The 15,144-nt window shown below is 74.3% G+C and carries 13 protein-coding genes and 1 pseudogene; 12 read left to right on the top strand and 2 right to left on the bottom strand.

Annotated elements, in window-relative coordinates; all coding sequences use genetic code 11:
* Positions 1-531 (bottom strand): annotated as a pseudogene (locus tag AB6N24_RS12840) (pentapeptide repeat-containing protein); the annotation flags it as partial.
* 69 nt (positions 532-600) lie between these two features.
* Here AB6N24_RS12840 and AB6N24_RS12835 point away from each other — a divergent pair.
* Both AB6N24_RS12835 and AB6N24_RS12830 read left to right on the top strand, forming a co-directional pair.
* A complete protein-coding gene (locus AB6N24_RS12835; protein ID WP_412869791.1) occupies positions 601-1,278 on the top strand; it encodes an SDR family oxidoreductase in 678 nt (225 codons plus the stop codon).
* A gap of 316 nt (positions 1,279-1,594) precedes the next feature.
* A complete protein-coding gene (locus AB6N24_RS12830; RefSeq protein WP_412869790.1) occupies positions 1,595-3,010 on the top strand; it encodes a glycoside hydrolase family 10 protein in 1,416 nt (471 codons plus the stop codon).
* 207 nt (positions 3,011-3,217) lie between these two features.
* On the opposite strand, the gene AB6N24_RS12825 is transcribed toward AB6N24_RS12830, so the two are convergent.
* Positions 3,218-4,756, bottom strand: coding sequence for a high affinity choline transporter 1 (locus AB6N24_RS12825; RefSeq protein ID WP_412869789.1), 1,539 nt, complete (start codon positions 4,754-4,756; stop codon positions 3,218-3,220).
* Between the two features lie 186 nt (positions 4,757-4,942).
* Between AB6N24_RS12825 and AB6N24_RS12820 the strand changes: the two genes are divergently transcribed.
* The 10 genes from AB6N24_RS12820 to AB6N24_RS12775 all read left to right on the top strand — a co-directional run bounded on the left by AB6N24_RS12820 (position 4,943) and on the right by AB6N24_RS12775 (position 15,144).
* Complete coding sequence (locus AB6N24_RS12820; protein WP_412869788.1) at positions 4,943-5,683, top strand: TetR/AcrR family transcriptional regulator; 741 nt, start codon at positions 4,943-4,945, stop codon at positions 5,681-5,683.
* Between the two features lie 111 nt (positions 5,684-5,794).
* Positions 5,795-6,664, top strand: coding sequence for an urea amidolyase associated protein UAAP1 (locus tag AB6N24_RS12815; protein WP_412869787.1), 870 nt, complete (start codon positions 5,795-5,797; stop codon positions 6,662-6,664).
* Positions 6,661-7,371, top strand: a complete 711-nt coding sequence (locus AB6N24_RS12810) for an urea amidolyase associated protein UAAP2 (RefSeq protein ID WP_412869786.1) — start codon at positions 6,661-6,663, stop codon at positions 7,369-7,371. The genes AB6N24_RS12815 and AB6N24_RS12810 overlap by 4 nt, the downstream gene beginning before the upstream one ends.
* Before the next feature lie 3 nt (positions 7,372-7,374).
* Positions 7,375-10,953, top strand: coding sequence for an urea carboxylase (gene uca / locus AB6N24_RS12805; protein ID WP_412869785.1), 3,579 nt, complete (start codon positions 7,375-7,377; stop codon positions 10,951-10,953).
* A gap of 164 nt (positions 10,954-11,117) precedes the next feature.
* On the top strand, positions 11,118-11,723 hold the full coding sequence (locus AB6N24_RS12800) for a sulfite oxidase-like oxidoreductase (RefSeq protein ID WP_412869784.1): 606 nt from the start codon (positions 11,118-11,120) through the stop codon (positions 11,721-11,723).
* A complete protein-coding gene (locus AB6N24_RS12795; protein ID WP_412869783.1) occupies positions 11,693-12,469 on the top strand; it encodes a ferredoxin reductase in 777 nt (258 codons plus the stop codon). Before AB6N24_RS12800 ends, AB6N24_RS12795 begins: the two co-directional genes overlap by 31 nt.
* Entirely contained in the window at positions 12,450-12,782 is a 333-nt protein-coding gene (locus AB6N24_RS12790) for a DUF6510 family protein (protein WP_412869782.1), read from the top strand. Before AB6N24_RS12795 ends, AB6N24_RS12790 begins: the two co-directional genes overlap by 20 nt.
* A gap of 53 nt (positions 12,783-12,835) precedes the next feature.
* Entirely contained in the window at positions 12,836-13,666 is an 831-nt protein-coding gene (locus tag AB6N24_RS12785) for an amino acid ABC transporter substrate-binding protein (protein ID WP_412869781.1), read from the top strand.
* Positions 13,667-13,700: 34 nt separating this feature from the next.
* A complete protein-coding gene (locus AB6N24_RS12780; RefSeq protein ID WP_412869780.1) occupies positions 13,701-14,369 on the top strand; it encodes an amino acid ABC transporter permease in 669 nt (222 codons plus the stop codon).
* Positions 14,356-15,144: an amino acid ABC transporter ATP-binding protein gene (locus tag AB6N24_RS12775; protein ID WP_412869779.1), complete on the top strand. Its 789-nt coding sequence runs from the start codon at positions 14,356-14,358 to the stop codon at positions 15,142-15,144. The genes AB6N24_RS12780 and AB6N24_RS12775 overlap by 14 nt, the downstream gene beginning before the upstream one ends.

Below are 15,144 nucleotides of genomic sequence, written 5' to 3'. Positions count from 1 at the left end.
GCGCACGAGCGCGCTCGCCCGGCGCAGCGTCGCGGCGACGGCGTCGCGGTGCGGCCCGACGTCGAGGAGCCGCAGCACCGGCGCCTCGGACCGCGCGAGCCGCTCGGTCTCGGCGAGGTGGCGGGCGAGCTCGGCGTGCACGGGAGCGGCGCCGGGGAGGGCGAGCGCCGCCGTGAGGTAGAAGAGCAGCTCGTGGAGCTGCCGCGCGACGGGGAACACCGCGAACATCTCCTCGGCGACTGCCGGGGCGGACCGCCAGTCCCGGCCGCTGTAGGTCAGCTGGACGACGTCCTGGCCGGCACCGAAGCAGTCGTACACGGTGCACCCCGGGAAGCCGCGCTCGCGCAGCTGGGCGTGGATGCCGCAGCGCGCGTCCGGCTGCAGGTGCAGGCAGGGGGTCGCGGCGGGCTTGGTGAACGCGAAGTCCGACGACGCGACGAACGCCGGGACGACGCAGCACAGGCCGGCGCACCGCGCGCAGTCGGCCCGCAGGGAGAGAGGCTCGACGGGTGCGGCTGGCTCGGGGTCCACCTGCACCATCGTGCCGCACCGGCGGACCACCGCCGCGCACGGCAGGCAGGCCCGGCATAGCGTGGCGGGATGCGCACCGTCATCGCGGGTGGCCACGGCCAGATCGCCCGCCGCCTGTCCCGTCTGCTGTCCGCCCGCGGGGACGAGCCCGTCGCGCTCGTCCGCAACCCCGACCACACAGCGGACGTGAGCGCCGACGGCGCCGTGCCCGTGGTGCTCGACCTGGAGCGCGCGGGCGTCGAGGAGCTCGCGGCGCACCTCGCGGGAGCCGACGCGGTCGTCTTCGCGGCGGGCGCCGGTCCGGGCAGCGGGTCGGCCCGGAAGGACTCGATGGATCGCGGTGGCGCGGTGCTGCTCGCGGACGCCGCGGTGCTCGCGGGCGTACGCCGGTACGTGCTCGTGTCGTCGATGGGCGTCGACGAGGCGGACGCCGTGGAGGACGAGGTCTTCGCCGCCTACCTGCGCGCGAAGGCCGCGGCCGAGGACGAGGTGCGTCGCCGTCCGCTCGACTGGACCGTGCTGCGCCCCGGCGGGCTCACCGACGACCCCGGGACGGGCCGGGTGCGGCTCGAGCCGAGGGTCGGCCGCGGCTCGGTCCCGCGCGACGACGTCGCCGCGGTCCTGCTGTCGCTGCTCGACGAGGCGTCGACGATCGGGCTCGTGCTCGAGCTCGTGAGCGGCGACGACGTGGTCGACGCGGCCGTGCAGGCGGCCGGCCGGTCGGAGCCGGGCGACGGGTCGCTCTGACGGTCCGACCGGTCCCACCGGGCGCACCCGCCGCGCCCGGCACAGCACGTCGTCCGACGACCGAACCGCAGGCCGCGTTGCGTTGCGACAGTTTCGTAGCGCAGGAGTTCGCGACAAAAATCGTTTAGGCGACTCTTTCCGCAGGTCAGGTAACTGCGCAGGTCACAGACCCTGAGAAGGCTCCCACCGTCCTGCGCGCGCCTATTGACCTCGTTGTCGCAACTTTCGCGGCTATTGACGGGAATTGTGAGCGTGCACAACTCTGTCGTCCCCGCCGGGGTCATCGTCGTCCCCGGCGGTACAGATGGAGGAATCGATGAACCGATCAGGGCTCCGCCCCCCGAGCTCGACCCACCGCCGCCGGACGGGAGCCGTCCTCGTCGCCGCGCTCGCCGTGACCCTCGCGGGCGCCACGCTCCCCGCCCAGGGAGCCGGCAGCACGCTGCAGGCCGCCGCCGCCGAGAGCGGGCGCTACTACGGCACCGCGATCGCGGCGAACAGGCTCAGCGACTCGACCTACACGACCATCGCGAACCGTGAGTTCAACATGATCACGGCCGAGAACGAGATGAAGATGGACGCGACGGAGCCGTCGCAGAACCAGTTCAGCTACGCGAGCGGCGACCGGATCGTGAACTGGGCGCTGCAGAACGGCAAGCGGGTCCGCGGGCACGCCCTGGCGTGGCACTCCCAGCAGCCGGGCTGGATGCAGAACATGTCCGGCACCCAGCTGCGCAACGCGATGCTCAACCACGTCACCCAGGTCGCGACCCACTACAAGGGCAAGATCTACGCCTGGGACGTCGTCAACGAGGCCTTCGCCGACGGCTCGTCGGGCGCGCGCCGTGACTCGAACCTGCAGCGCACGGGCAACGACTGGATCGAGGCAGCGTTCCGCGCCGCCCGGGCCGCCGACCCCGCCGCCAAGCTCTGCTACAACGACTACAACACCGACAACTGGAGCCACGCCAAGACGCAGGGCGTCTACACCATGGTCCGTGACTTCAAGGCGCGTGGCGTCCCGATCGACTGCGTCGGCTTCCAGGCGCACTTCAACTCGGGCAACCCGGTCCCGTCGAACTACGACGTGACCCTGCGCAACTTCGCCGCGCTCGGCGTCGACGTCCAGATCACCGAGCTCGACATCGAGGGCTCGGGCAGCTCGCAGGCCCAGCAGTACGCGGGCGTGCACCAGGCCTGCCTCTCGGTCGCGCGCTGCACCGGCGTGACCGTCTGGGGCGTCCGGGACACCGACTCCTGGCGCGCCAGCGGGACCCCGCTGCTGTTCGACGGCTCGGGCAACAAGAAGGCCGCCTACACCTCGACGCTCAACGCGCTCAACGCGGGCGGCACCACGACGCCGGACCCGACGCCGAACCCCACGACGCCGCAGCCCACGCCCACCACGACCACTCCCCCGGTCACGGGCACGGGCAGCTGCACCGCGACGTACTCGGAGGGCCAGAAGTGGGGCGACCGCTTCAACGGGGTCGTCACCATCCGGGCGAACAGCGCGATCACGGGCTGGACGTCGACCGTGACGGTCAGCCAGGCACAGCGCATCACCTCGACCTGGAGCGGTACACCCAGCTGGGACAGCTCGGGCAAGGTCATGACCATGCGACCGGCCGGCAACGGCACGCTCGCGGCGGGTCAGACCACGAGCTTCGGCTTCACCGTGATGCACGGCGGCGACTGGACCTGGCCGCGCGTGACCTGCATCGCCTCCTGAGGCGCGAGGTCACCCTGAGCCTCACGGGCCCTCGCGACGGGACAGGTCCCGCGGGCTGACGTGAGCACCTGAAGGACGGGCGGGCCGGCACCGGGAGGTGCCGACCCGCCCGTCGTCGCGTCGGGAGCGGACGGAGGACCGGTGTGGAAGCGGGCGGCCGGACCCGGATGCGAGCCGTGCCGGCACCGCGCCGGCGCGGCTGCGCGCTCAGGCGGTGACGGGAGCCGACGCCTCGCGTGCGGGCTCGGCGTCCACCTCCGCCGTGGCGCCGGTACCCGCCTCGGACGGCAGGCCGTCCGCGACCGCCCACGCCTCCTCGGTCGCGGTCCGCGGCCAGACGAGCGCCGCGAGGACGTAGGCGAGGAGCGACGCGGCGGCCCCGTAGAACGTCGGCCACCCGTCGAACGAGGCGTCGACGAGCGAGTTCGGCACGTGCAGCACGTCGTTCGGCACGCCGTACATCGTCGGCGTCAGCACGAACAGCGTGAGGCGCACCGTGAGGCCGACGGCGAGCGCCGCGACCGCCGCCCGCGTGCCGCCGCGCTTCCAGAACATCCCGAGCAGGAACGGCACGACGAGCCCCGCGAGCATCAGGTCGAAGGCGAGCGTGAGCAGGATGCCGGTCTGCGCGACCTGCAGCGCGACGAGCACCCCGGCGACGACGACCGGGACCATCGCGACGCGGGTCCAGCGCAGCAGCGGGTCGGGACCGGCGTCGACCACGCGGCGGACACCGAGGATGTTGCGCACGGCGACCGCGGAGGTCGCGAGGATCGCGCCGGACGCGGTGGAGAACGACGCCGCGACGATCCCCGAGAGCACGAGGATCGTCAGGCCGGTCGGCGCGTGGTCGTCGAGCAGCTGGAAGAGCACCGGGCCGTCGTCCATCGACAGGCCGAGCACCGACGCGGCGCTCAGGGCGACGAGCGCGTACGCGACGCCGACGACGGCGGTCCCCGCGGCCCCGGTGAGGCACGCGCGGCGGGCGACGTCGGGGCTCTTCGCCGAGAAGATCCGCTGCATGAAGTCGATCGCGACGATGTCGCCGATGCCGAGCGCGACGAGCGTCGCCCAGTTGATCGGCGCGCCCTGGTCGGTCGAGGTGAGCTGGCCGAGGTCGAACGGCCCCATGCCCTCGGCGATCTCGAAGCCGATCGTCGCGCCGACCCACCACAGCAGCGCGACCGTCGCGACCACGGTGATCGCGATCTGGATCGCGGCGGTGTACGCGTCGGAGAACATGCCGCCGCCGACCGTGTACACGAGCACGAGCGCGACGGCGAGGAGCACCCCGAGCGTGTAGTCGAGCCCGAGGAACCGCTCGAGCAGGTACCCGCACGCGACGAGGTTGCCGGCCATGAGGATCGCGAACGCGAAGATCATCAGCACCGAGGACGCGACCTCGACGCCGCGCCCGTATCGGAGCCGGTAGAAGTCGGCCAGCGTGAACAGGCCCATGCGGTTCATCGGCCGGGCGAGGAAGAGCCCGGTGAGGAGCAGGCAGATCGCGAGGCCGAGGGCGAGCGACGCCCCGGACCAGAAGCCGAACGAGGCGGTGAGGTCGGTGTTGCCGACCGTCGCGTTGGAGTCGACGGCGGCCGCCATGAGCGACGCGGCGACGAGCGGCGTGCCGAGGCGGCGGCCGGCGACGAGGTAGTTGGCGCTGTCGCCGTCGACCTTGCGGGCGACGACGATCCCGACGAGGACGACTGCGAGGACGCTGAGGCCGACACCGGCGATGATCATGGGTCCTCCGGGGGACGTGTGCCTGTCAAGTGACAGGAACATTGACCACCCGAGCCGTGTCGGCGGTGCTGCCGCCACGAAACAAGCGTGTTAACGCCCTCACCGGCACCACCGGCCCGGCTGTGGCGCAGGCGGCCGCCGCCGCAGCCGCCGGGGCGCCTCGCGGCTGCACCTAGCATGGCGACCGTGGCACCCGCACCGGCCAAGGGCCGCCCCCGCGTCGGCGTCTCGGCCCACCCCGACCTCCCCGCCCCCGAGCAGATCCTGCGCGCGGCCGCCCAGCTGTTCGTCGACTGCGGCTACGACGCGACGTCGACCCGCGCGATCGCCGCGGCCGTCGGGATCCGGCAGGCGTCGCTCTACTACCACTTCGCCAGCAAGGCCGACATCCTCGCGGAGCTCCTGAGCCGGACGGTGGCCCCGTCGCTCGACGCCGCGGAGCGCCTGCTCGCGGACGACGGCGACCCGGCGGTCCGGCTGCACGAGCTCGTGACGGTCGACTGCCGCCTGCTGCTCGACGCGCCGGCCAACGTCGGCGCGCTGTACCTGCTGCCCGAGGTCCGGGCGGAGCGCTTCGCCGACTTCCGGGCGCAGCGCACGCGCCTGCGCGACGCGTACGGGACGCTCGTCGAGCAGGCGGCCGCACCGGGCGCGGCGCTGGGGCCGCTCGATGTGCTCACCGACGTCGTCTTCGGGCTCGTGGAGAGCGTGATCGGCGTGCGCGGGCGCGAGCCGAGCGGCGGGCAGGACGCCACGGTCGGGGCCGGGCAGGACCCCGCGGTCGGCGCCGACGGCGGCGCGCACGCCGTCCCGGACAGCGAGGCGCTGGTCACGACGGTCGCGCGCTCGGTGCTGCGCGTCCTCGGCTGGGACGAGGACGGGCTCGCCCGGGTCGAGCGCACGTCGGGAGAGCGCCCGCGCGCCTGACGGCTGCCCGGCACGAGGGTTTACGCCCCGGACACACGCCGGTGACCGCGGGGGAACGCGGGCCTCGCACTGTGTTCCTGTCAGCCGACAGGAACCACCGGGAGGGCCGCCATGACGGCATCCAGCACGTCCACGACCGCGGGAGCACGGGAGCACGCCCGCGCGCAGGAGGCCGCCGCCGCCGGTGCGGTCCGCGCCCGCCCGGTCCTGCCCGCGAGCGCCTGGCCGACGCCACCGGAGGGCGTCGCACCCGAGGACCTCGTGTGGGCCGAGACGGTCGCGGGCGGGGGGTACACGCACCTGTCGGTCGCGCGCGGCACGCACGTGCGGCTCACCGACCTCGACGGCGACGCCTGCGCGCACCTGCTCGCGTACGACGCCGCGCAGCCGTGGGAGCGGCTCAACGTCGCCGACACCGTCAAGGTCCAGTGGCAGGTCTACCTGACCACCGGGCACCTGCTGCTCTCGGACCAGGGCCGGGCGCTCGCGAGCGTCGTCGAGGACACCTCCGGGCACCACGACACGCTGTTCGGGACGAGCACCAGGGCGCGCAACGAGGCCCGGTACGGCGACGGCGCGGCGCACGGGCCCTCCCCCGCCGGGCGCGAGCTCTTCGCGCTCGCCGCCGCCAAGCACGGGCTGACGCGGCGCGACCTGCCGCCGAGCCTCTCCTTCTTCCAGGGCGTGCGGGTCGACGAGCACGGCGCCCCGCACCACCACGGCTCGGCCGGTGCCGGCGCGCACGTGACGCTCGTGGCCGAGACCGCGCTGGTCCTCCTGGTCGCGAACACCGCGCACCCGCTCGACGCGCGCGAGCGCTTCACCTGCACGCCGCTCGAGGTCGTGGCGTGGCGCGGCGAGCCGACCGCGCCGACCGACCCCCGCTGGGACGCGACACCCGAGGGCCGGCGTGCGCTGACCAACACCGCCGCGTCCCTCGCCACCCGCACCGCCCGCCCGACGGCAGGAGCAGCCCGATGACCACGACCGAGACCCCCGCCCAGCCCTCCGGCGCACCCGCGCACGTCGCACCGCTCCCCGCGGCGGACCTCCCGCCCGCCGCGGTCGGCGCCGTCGTGCTCGACGCCGTCGTCCCGGCGCGCGCCCCGTGGTCCGCCGTCGTGCGGCGGGGCCGGCTGCTGACGATCGTCGACCTCGGCGGCAACCAGGCGGTCGACTTCCTCGCGTTCGACGCCCACGACACAGCGCTGCGGTACAGCGCACCGGACACGATCCAGGCGCAGGGCTCGGTGTTCCTGACGACGGGCAGCGTGCTGCGGGACTGCGAGCACGCGCCGATGATGACGCTCGTCGCGGACGACTGCGGGCGCCACGACACGCTCGGCGGCGCGTGCTCGAAGGAGTCGAACACGCTGCGCTACGGCCACCACACCGCGAACCAGCACGCGTGCGTCGAGAACTTCCTCGCCGAGGGCGGCCGCCACGGGCTCGGCAAGCGCGACCTCGTCTCGAACATCAACTGGTACATGAACGTGCCGGTCGACCCCGACGGCGCGCTCGGCATCGTCGACGGCATCTCGGCGCCGGGCCTGAGCCTCACGCTCCGCGCCGAGAAGGACGTGCTCGTCGTCGTCTCCAACTGCCCGCAGGTCAACAACCCGTGCAACGGCTTCGACCCGACGCCCGTCCGCATGGTCGTGACGGACCCGACCCCGAGCGAGGACTGAGCCATGACGTTCGACACGCTGCTCGTCGCGAACCGCGGTGAGATCGCCGTCCGCATCCTGCGCACCGCGCGCGAGCTCGGCCTGCGCACGGTCGCGGTGTACTCCGAGGCGGACGCCGGCGCCGCGCACACGCACCTCGCCGACGAGGCGGTGCTGCTCGGACCCGCGCCCGCCGCGCAGAGCTACCTGCGCGGCGACCGGATCGTCGAGGCGGCCCTCGCGACCGGCGCGGGCGCGATCCACCCCGGCTACGGGTTCCTCTCGGAGAACGCGGGCTTCGCGCGCGCCGCCGAGGCCGCCGGCGTCGCGTTCGTCGGCCCCCGCCCCGAGCACCTGGAGCTCTTCGGGTCCAAGCACACCGCGCGCGACGCGGCCGGCGCCGTCGGCGTCCCGATGCTCGCGGGGACGGGCCTGCTCGCGACGCTCGACGAGGCGCTCGCCGCCGCGGAGACCATCGGGTGGCCGGTCATGCTCAAGGCGACGGCCGGTGGCGGCGGGATCGGCATGCGCGCGTGCCACGGGCCCGACGACCTCGTCGCCGCCTGGGAGGCCGTGCGCCGCGTCGCGGGGGCAAGCTTCGGGACCGCCGGGGTCTTCCTCGAGCGGCTCATCACGGCGGCGCGGCACGTGGAGGTGCAGGCGTTCGGCGACGGGCTGGGCACCGTCGTGACGCTCGGTGACCGCGACTGCTCGCTGCAGCGCCGCAACCAGAAGGTCTGCGAGGAGGCCCCGGCGCCGGCGCTCCCCGACCACGTGCGCAGCACGATCGCGACGGCGGCACGGGACCTGTGCGCGTCGGTCGCCTACCGCTCGGCCGGGACCGTCGAGTACGTCTACGACGCCGAGCGCGAGGAGGTCGCGTTCCTCGAGGTCAACACGCGCCTGCAGGTCGAGCACCCGGTCACCGAGGCGGTGTACGGGGTGGACCTCGTCGCGTGGATGCTGCGGCTCGCGCAGGGCGACATCTCGGTGGTCGAGACCCCGCTCGTCGCGCGCGGTCACGCCGTCGAGGCGCGGGTCTACGCGGAGAACCCCGACCACGACCACCTGCCGAGCGCGGGGACGGTCACGTGCGTGCGGACGCCCGAGGGCGTGCGCGTCGACACGTGGGTCGAGGCGGGCAGCGAGGTCAGCACCCACTACGACCCCCTGCTCGCCAAGGTCGTGGTCGCGGGCGACGACCGCTCCGCCGCGTGGGCCGCGCTCGGCGACGCGCTCGCCGCGACCCGGGTCGACGGCGTCGCGACGAACGTCGGGCTGCTGCGCTCGATCGCCCGCGACGGCGACGTGCTCGCCGCGACGCACACGACCGCGACGCTCGCGCACGTGCGCGACGTCTCGCCGCGCGTCGAGGTCCTGCGCGCCGGGATGCTCACGACCGTGCAGGACTGGCCCGGGCGCACCGGGTACTGGCACGTCGGCATCCCGCCGTCGGGCCCGATGGACGACCTGTCGTTCCGGCTCGGCAACCGCGCGCTCGGCAACCCCGAGGGCGCACCGGGGCTCGAGTGCACGATGACGGGACCGTCGCTGCGCTTCGCGACCCCGGCGACGGTGCTCGTGGCGGGCGCGCCGACGCCCGTGACGCTCGACGGCGAGCCCGTGGCGCAGTGGGAGCCCGTCGAGGTGCCCGCGGGCGGTGTCCTCGACGTCGGCACCGCGAGCGCCGGGATGCGGGCGTACGTGCTGGTCCGCGGCGGGCTCGACGTCCCGCAGGTGCTCGGCTCGGCGGCGACGTTCGACCTCGGGGAGATCGGCGGCGCGACGGGCCGTCCGCTCCGGCCCGGCGACCTGCTCGCGCTCGGGACACCCGACGCCGCGGCGCCCGCACCCGCCGGCGTCCCGGCGGACGGCCGCCCGGCGTTCACCGACACGTGGCGGATCGGCGCGCTCGAGGGCCCGCACGCGGCGCCGGAGTTCTTCACGCCCGGGGACGTGACCGAGTTCTACGCCGCGCGCTGGTCCGTGCACTTCAACTCGGCGCGCACCGGCGTCCGGCTCGTGGGTCCGAAGCCGACGTGGGCACGGCCCGACGGCGGCGAGGCGGGCCTGCACCCGTCGAACATCCACGACACCCCGTACGCGGTCGGCGCGGTCGACTACACGGGCGACGTGCCGATCCTGCTCGGCCCCGACGGACCCAGCCTCGGCGGCTTCACGTGCCCCGCGACGGTCGCCGTGGGTCAGCTCTGGAAGCTCGGGCAGCTGCGGCCGGGCGACACCGTGGAGTTCGTGCCCGTCGACGAGCCGCAGGCCGAGTCCCTGCGGCAGGCTCCGCTGAGCGTGCCCGTGCCCACCCGCCGCGCGCACCACGACGGCGGCGTGCTCGGCCGGCTCGACGCGTCGGCGGACCGCCCCGCGGTGACGTACCGGCGCTCGGGCGACGACAACCTGCTGATCGAGTACGGCCCGATGCAGCTCGACCTCGCGACCCGCCTGCGGGTGCACGCGCTCGCGGAGCGCATCTCCGCCGACGGGCGCGCGGGCGTCGTCGACCTCACGCCCGGGATCCGCTCGCTCCAGGTGCACCTCGACCCCGACGTGCTGCCGCTGCGCACGATGCTCGACCTCGTCCAGGAGGCCGAGGACGGGCTGCCCCCGACGAGCGACCTCGTCGTGCCGTCCCGCACCGTGCACCTCCCGCTCAGCTGGGACGACCCGGCGACGCGCGAGGCGACCGAGCGGTACATGGCGGGGGTGCGCGACGACGCCCCGTGGTGCCCGTGGAACATCGAGTTCATCCGCCGGATCAACGGCCTCGGCTCGGTCGACGACGTGCACCGCACCGTGTTCGACGCCGAGTACCTCGTGCTCGGGCTCGGCGACGTGTACCTCGGTGCCCCCGTCGCGACCCCGCTCGACCCGCGCCACCGGCTCGTCACCACGAAGTACAACCCGGCGCGGACCTGGACCCCGCAGAACGCCGTGGGGATCGGCGGCGCCTACCTGTGCATCTACGGCATGGAGGGCCCGGGCGGCTACCAGTTCGTCGGGCGCACCGTGCAGGTCTGGGACACGCACCGCCAGCGCGGCCCGTTCGAGCCGGGGACGCCGTGGCTGCTGCGGTTCTTCGACCGGATCCGGTGGTTCCCCGTCGAGGCCGACGAGCTGCTCGACATGCGCGCCGACATGGCCGCCGGGCGGCTCGACGTGCGGATCGACGAGGGCGAGTTCGTGCTCGCGGACCACGAGCGCTTCCTGCGCGACGAGGCCGGCTCCATCGAGGAGTTCCAGGCGCGGCAGTCGGCGGCGTTCGCGGACGAGCGGGCCGCGTGGGAGGCGGCCGGGGAGTTCGACCCGCGACCCGAGCCGGCCCTCGCCGTCGCCCCGCCCGCGGCCGCGCTCCCGGCCGGGTGCGCGAGCGTCGACGCGCCGTTCGTCGGCACGGTGTTCCGGGTCGACGTGGCACCGGGCGACCGGGTCGAAGCCGGGCAGGTCCTGCTCGCGCTCGAGGCCATGAAGATGGAGGCGCCCGTGACGGCGTCGGCGCCGGGCGTCGTCGTGGAGGTCGCCGTCACCCCGGGCGACCAGGTGGGCCCCGGGCAGGCGCTGGTCGTGGTCCGCGAGGAGGCGGCTGCCTGACGGCGGTCCGGGGGCGACGGTCCGGTGCCCCCGGCTCGCCGTGCCCGACCCCTGGTGCCGGGCGCCGAGCGCTGACATCCTGGGCGCACGGCCGTGACCTGCACCGGGACCCGGCCGGCTCCGCACCACGGCGCCTCACGCGGCCCGAGCGAGGGAGGGCACGCATGGCGATCGTGTCGCGCGGGTTCGGCGGTCGACGCCGCCAGGAGACGCCCGGGCGGCTGCCCCCGGGTCAGCACGACGCGGGCTCGACCTTCCCGGTGCTGTCCGCCGGGCCGACGCCGCACACCCCGCTCGACCGCTGGGACCTCACCGTCCAGGGGCTCGTCGACGAGGTGCGCCGCTGGACGTGGGCGGAGCTCCAGGCGCTGCCGCGCGAGGAGGTCACGGTCGACATCCACTGCGTCACGTCGTGGTCCAAGCTCGACACGCGGTGGTCCGGCTTCTCCGTCGACACGCTCCTCGCGGACGTGCGCACGACCGCCGAGCACGCCGTGGCGTTCAGCGACGGCGGGTACACGACCAACCTGCCGCTCGCGGACCTCACGGGCGGCAAGGCGTGGGTCGTCGACACGTACGGCGGCGCCCCGCTCACGCCCGAGCACGGTGGCCCCGCGCGGCTGCTCGTGCCGCACCTGTACCTGTGGAAGTCCGCGAAGTGGCTCCGCGGGATCACCCTCACGGCGCAGGACGAGCCGGGGTTCTGGGAGACGTTCGGCTACCACGACCGGGGGGACCCATGGCGCGAGCAGCGCTACGCGGGCGACTGACCTGGCAGGCGGCCCGGGTGCTCGGGGTCGAGCGCGAGACGCCGCGCGCGTCCCGCCTCCGCCTCGACGCCGCCGACTGGCCCGGTCACCTCGCGGGCCAGCACCTCGACGTCCGGCTCACCGCGCCCGACGGCTACACAGCGCAGCGCAGCTACTCGATCGCGACGGCGTGGGACGGTGAGCGCCGCCTCGAGCTCCTCGTCGAGCGGCTCGACGACGGCGAGGTCTCGCCCTACCTGACCGACGAGCTGCGCGCGGGCGACCTGCTCGAGGTCCGCGGCCCGGTCGGCCGGTACTTCGTGCTGCCGCCCGACGACGGTCGCCCGGTCCAGCTCGTCGCCGGCGGCTCGGGGATCGTGCCGTTCCTCGCGATGCTCGCCGAGACCGGCGCAGACGCACGGCGGGGGCCGGTGCGGGTGCTGTGCTCCGCGCGGACGCTCGACGACCTCGTCGGGCGGGCCGAGCTCGACCGCCCGCCCGCCGGTGCCGGTGTCACCGTGACGCTCACGGGCGGCGCGCCGCCCGGGTGGGAGGGGCCGACCGGCCGGATCGACGCCGCGCTGCTCGCGGCGCACACCGTGCCCGCCACCGACCGGCCGCACGTGCTCGTGTGCGGACCGACCTCGTTCGTCGAGCACGTCGCCGCCACGCTCGTGACCCTCGGGCACGACGCGTCGGACATCAGGACGGAGCGCTTCGGCGCGACCGCGGACAGCGGAGGTGGAGATGGGACCGACGTCGCCTGACCGGCGGCTCGACGGCAACGCCGCCGCCGGGCCGCTGAGCGAGCTCTTCGCGATCGACCTGACGACCGCCACCGCGACGTGCGGGCACTGCGGCGGGACGGCGGCGCTCGCCGCGCACGACGTCTACGCCGACGCCCCCGCGCTCGTCGTGCGCTGCCGCGGCTGCACCGAGGTCGTGCTGCGGTTCGCCGCCGACGCCCGCACGCTGCGCGTCGATCTGAGCGGGGCCCGGCTGCTCGTCGTCCCGCGCCCCGACGCGACGGCGCCCGCGCTCACGGAGCCGACGAGCAGCGACGTGACGAGCGGCACGTGAGCGTCGCGCGGGCACGCACGGCGCGTGCCGCGCGCGTGTGGTCGAATCGGATCATGCGCATGAACGCCCTGATCCGGACCGCCGCAGTCACCTCCGCCGTCGCCCTGTCCCTCGCCGCGTGCTCCTCCGCGGAGCCCGAGGCCGGCTCCGGGTCGAGCCCCGCGACGGGTGGCGGGGACGACTCGCTCCAGCAGGTGCTCGACTCCGGCACGCTCACGGTCGGCACCGAGGGCACGTACCGGCCCTTCTCGTTCCACGAGGGCGGCGCGGGTGAGCTCACCGGGTTCGACGTCGAGGTCGCGCGCGCCGTCGGCGAGGAGCTGGGCGTCGAGGTCGAGTTCGAGGAGACGCAGTGGGACGCGATCTTCGCGGGCCTCGAGGCCGGGCGGTTCGACGTCATCGCGAACCAGGTCTCGATCACCCCGGACCGCGAGGAGGCGTACACGTTCTCGACGCCGTACACCGTCTCGACAGGCGTCATCGTGGTGCCCGAGGGCAACACCGACATCGCGTCGTTCGACGACCTCGCGGGGAAGCGGACCGCGCAGTCGCTCACGAGCAACTGGTACACGCTCGCGCAGGAGTCGGGTGCGACGATCGAGGCCGTCGAGGGCTGGGCGCAGGCCGCCGCGCTCGTCCAGCAGGGCCGGGTCGACGCGACGATCAACGACAAGCTCACGTTCCTCGACGCCCAGCAGGAGGGCGGGGCCGAGGGCCTCGAGGTCGCGGTCGAGACCGAGGAGACCTCGCAGAGCGCGTTCGCGCTGCCGAAGGGGGCGGACGCGCTCAAGGAGCGCATCGACGAGGCGCTCGCGACCCTCGCGGAGGACGGGACGCTCGCCGAGATCTCGGAGAAGTACTTCGGCGAGGACGTGACGCGCTGACGGCGACGCCCGGACCTGACGCGAGGAGCGGGGCGTGAGCGAGGAGCAGTGGGAGCTGCTCGCGTCGTCGCTGTGGCCCATCGTGTCCGGGGCCATCGTGGGCACGATCCCGCTGGCGCTGGCGTCGTTCGCGATCGGGCTCACGCTCGCGCTGGTCCTGGCGCTCATGCGGCTGTCCAGGCGCGCCTGGGTGTCGGGCATCGCGCGCGCCTACATCTCCCTCGTGCGCGGGACGCCGCTGCTGGTGCAGCTCTTCGTCGTCTTCTACGGCCTGCCGTCGATCGGCATCGTCGTCGACCCCTGGCCCGCCGCGATCACGGCCTTCTCGATCAACGTGGGCGGCTATGCCGCCGAGGTGATCCGTGCCGCGATCCTCTCGGTGCCCAAGGGCCAGTGGGAGGCGGCGTACATGATCGGCATGTCGCGTCGGCTGGCGCTGCGCCGGATCATCCTGCCGCAGGCCGCGCGCGTCTCCGTGCCGCCGCTGTCGAACACGTTCATCAGCCTGGTCAAGGACACCTCCCTCGCGTCCCTCACCCTCGTCACCGAGCTGTTCCGCCGGGCGCAGGAGATCGCGGCGTTCAGCCAGGAGTTCATGCTCGTCTACATGGAGGCGGCGCTCGTGTACTGGGTCATCTGCCTCGCGCTGTCGGCCGGGCAGACCCGGATCGAGACGAGGTTGGACCGGTATGTCGCCCACTGAGCACCCGCCCGCGCCCGCCGGGGAGCCGCTGCTGACCGTGCGCGGCCTGCGCAAGAGCTTCGGGGACAACCCGGTGCTCCGGTCGGTCGACCTCACCGTGGAGCGCGGACGCGTGCTCGCGCTCATCGGCCCGTCGGGCTCGGGCAAGACGACCGCGCTGCGCTGCCTCAACGGCCTCGAGACCGCCGACGGCGGGACCATCACCGTGGGCGACGACGTCCGGCTCGACTTCGCGAACGCGCCCTCGCCGCGTGCGCTCGCGACGCTGCGGGACTGCTCGGCGATGGTGTTCCAGCACTACAACCTCTTCCCGCACAAGACGGTCCTCGAGAACGTGCTCGAGGGACCCGTCGTCGTGCAGCGGCGCCCGGTCGCCGACGTGACCCGCGAGGCGCTCGGGCTGCTCGAGCGCGTCGGGCTCTCCGAGAAGCGCGACGCCTACCCGTTCGAGCTCTCGGGCGGTCAGCAGCAGCGCGTCGGCATCGTCCGCGCGCTCGCGCTGCGCCCGCGCCTCCTGCTGTTCGACGAGCCGACGTCGGCGCTCGACCCCGAGCTCGTGGGCGACGTGCTCGGGCTCATCAAGGAGCTCGCGCTCGAGGGCTGGACCATGGTCATCGTCACGCACGAGCTCCAGTTCGCCCGCGAGGTCGCGCACGAGGTCGCGTTCGTCGACGGCGGCACGATCGTCGAGCACGGCGACCCGGCGCAGGTGCTGCGGGCGCCGCAGCACGAGCGCACGCAGCAGTTCCTGCGCCGGCTGCTGCACCCCTTCTGA

The organism is Cellulomonas jepli, assembly GCF_047229345.1.
Classification (GTDB): Bacteria; Actinomycetota; Actinomycetes; order Actinomycetales; family Cellulomonadaceae; genus Cellulomonas_A.
The sequence above is the reverse complement of the archived record's forward strand: the minus strand, read 5'-3'. Positions and strand labels throughout refer to the sequence as shown.

Bases quoted from the DNA above. Each gene is read 5' to 3' on its own strand.
- AB6N24_RS12775 (WP_412869779.1), top strand. From the start codon at position 14,356: ATGTCGCCCACTGAGCACCCGCCCGCGCCCGCCGGGGAGCCGCTGCTG.
- AB6N24_RS12790 (WP_412869782.1), top strand. From the start codon at position 12,450: ATGGGACCGACGTCGCCTGACCGGCGGCTCGACGGCAACGCCGCCGCC.
- AB6N24_RS12795 (WP_412869783.1), top strand. From the start codon at position 11,693: ATGGCGCGAGCAGCGCTACGCGGGCGACTGACCTGGCAGGCGGCCCGG.
- AB6N24_RS12815 (WP_412869787.1), top strand. From the start codon at position 5,795: ATGACGGCATCCAGCACGTCCACGACCGCGGGAGCACGGGAGCACGCC.
- AB6N24_RS12830 (WP_412869790.1), top strand. From the start codon at position 1,595: ATGAACCGATCAGGGCTCCGCCCCCCGAGCTCGACCCACCGCCGCCGG.
- AB6N24_RS12835 (WP_412869791.1), top strand. From the start codon at position 601: ATGCGCACCGTCATCGCGGGTGGCCACGGCCAGATCGCCCGCCGCCTG.
- uca (WP_412869785.1), top strand. From the start codon at position 7,375: ATGACGTTCGACACGCTGCTCGTCGCGAACCGCGGTGAGATCGCCGTC.
- AB6N24_RS12785 (WP_412869781.1), top strand. From the start codon at position 12,836: ATGCGCATGAACGCCCTGATCCGGACCGCCGCAGTCACCTCCGCCGTC.
- AB6N24_RS12825 (WP_412869789.1), bottom strand. From the start codon at position 4,756: ATGATCATCGCCGGTGTCGGCCTCAGCGTCCTCGCAGTCGTCCTCGTC.
- AB6N24_RS12800 (WP_412869784.1), top strand. From the start codon at position 11,118: ATGGCGATCGTGTCGCGCGGGTTCGGCGGTCGACGCCGCCAGGAGACG.
- AB6N24_RS12810 (WP_412869786.1), top strand. From the start codon at position 6,661: ATGACCACGACCGAGACCCCCGCCCAGCCCTCCGGCGCACCCGCGCAC.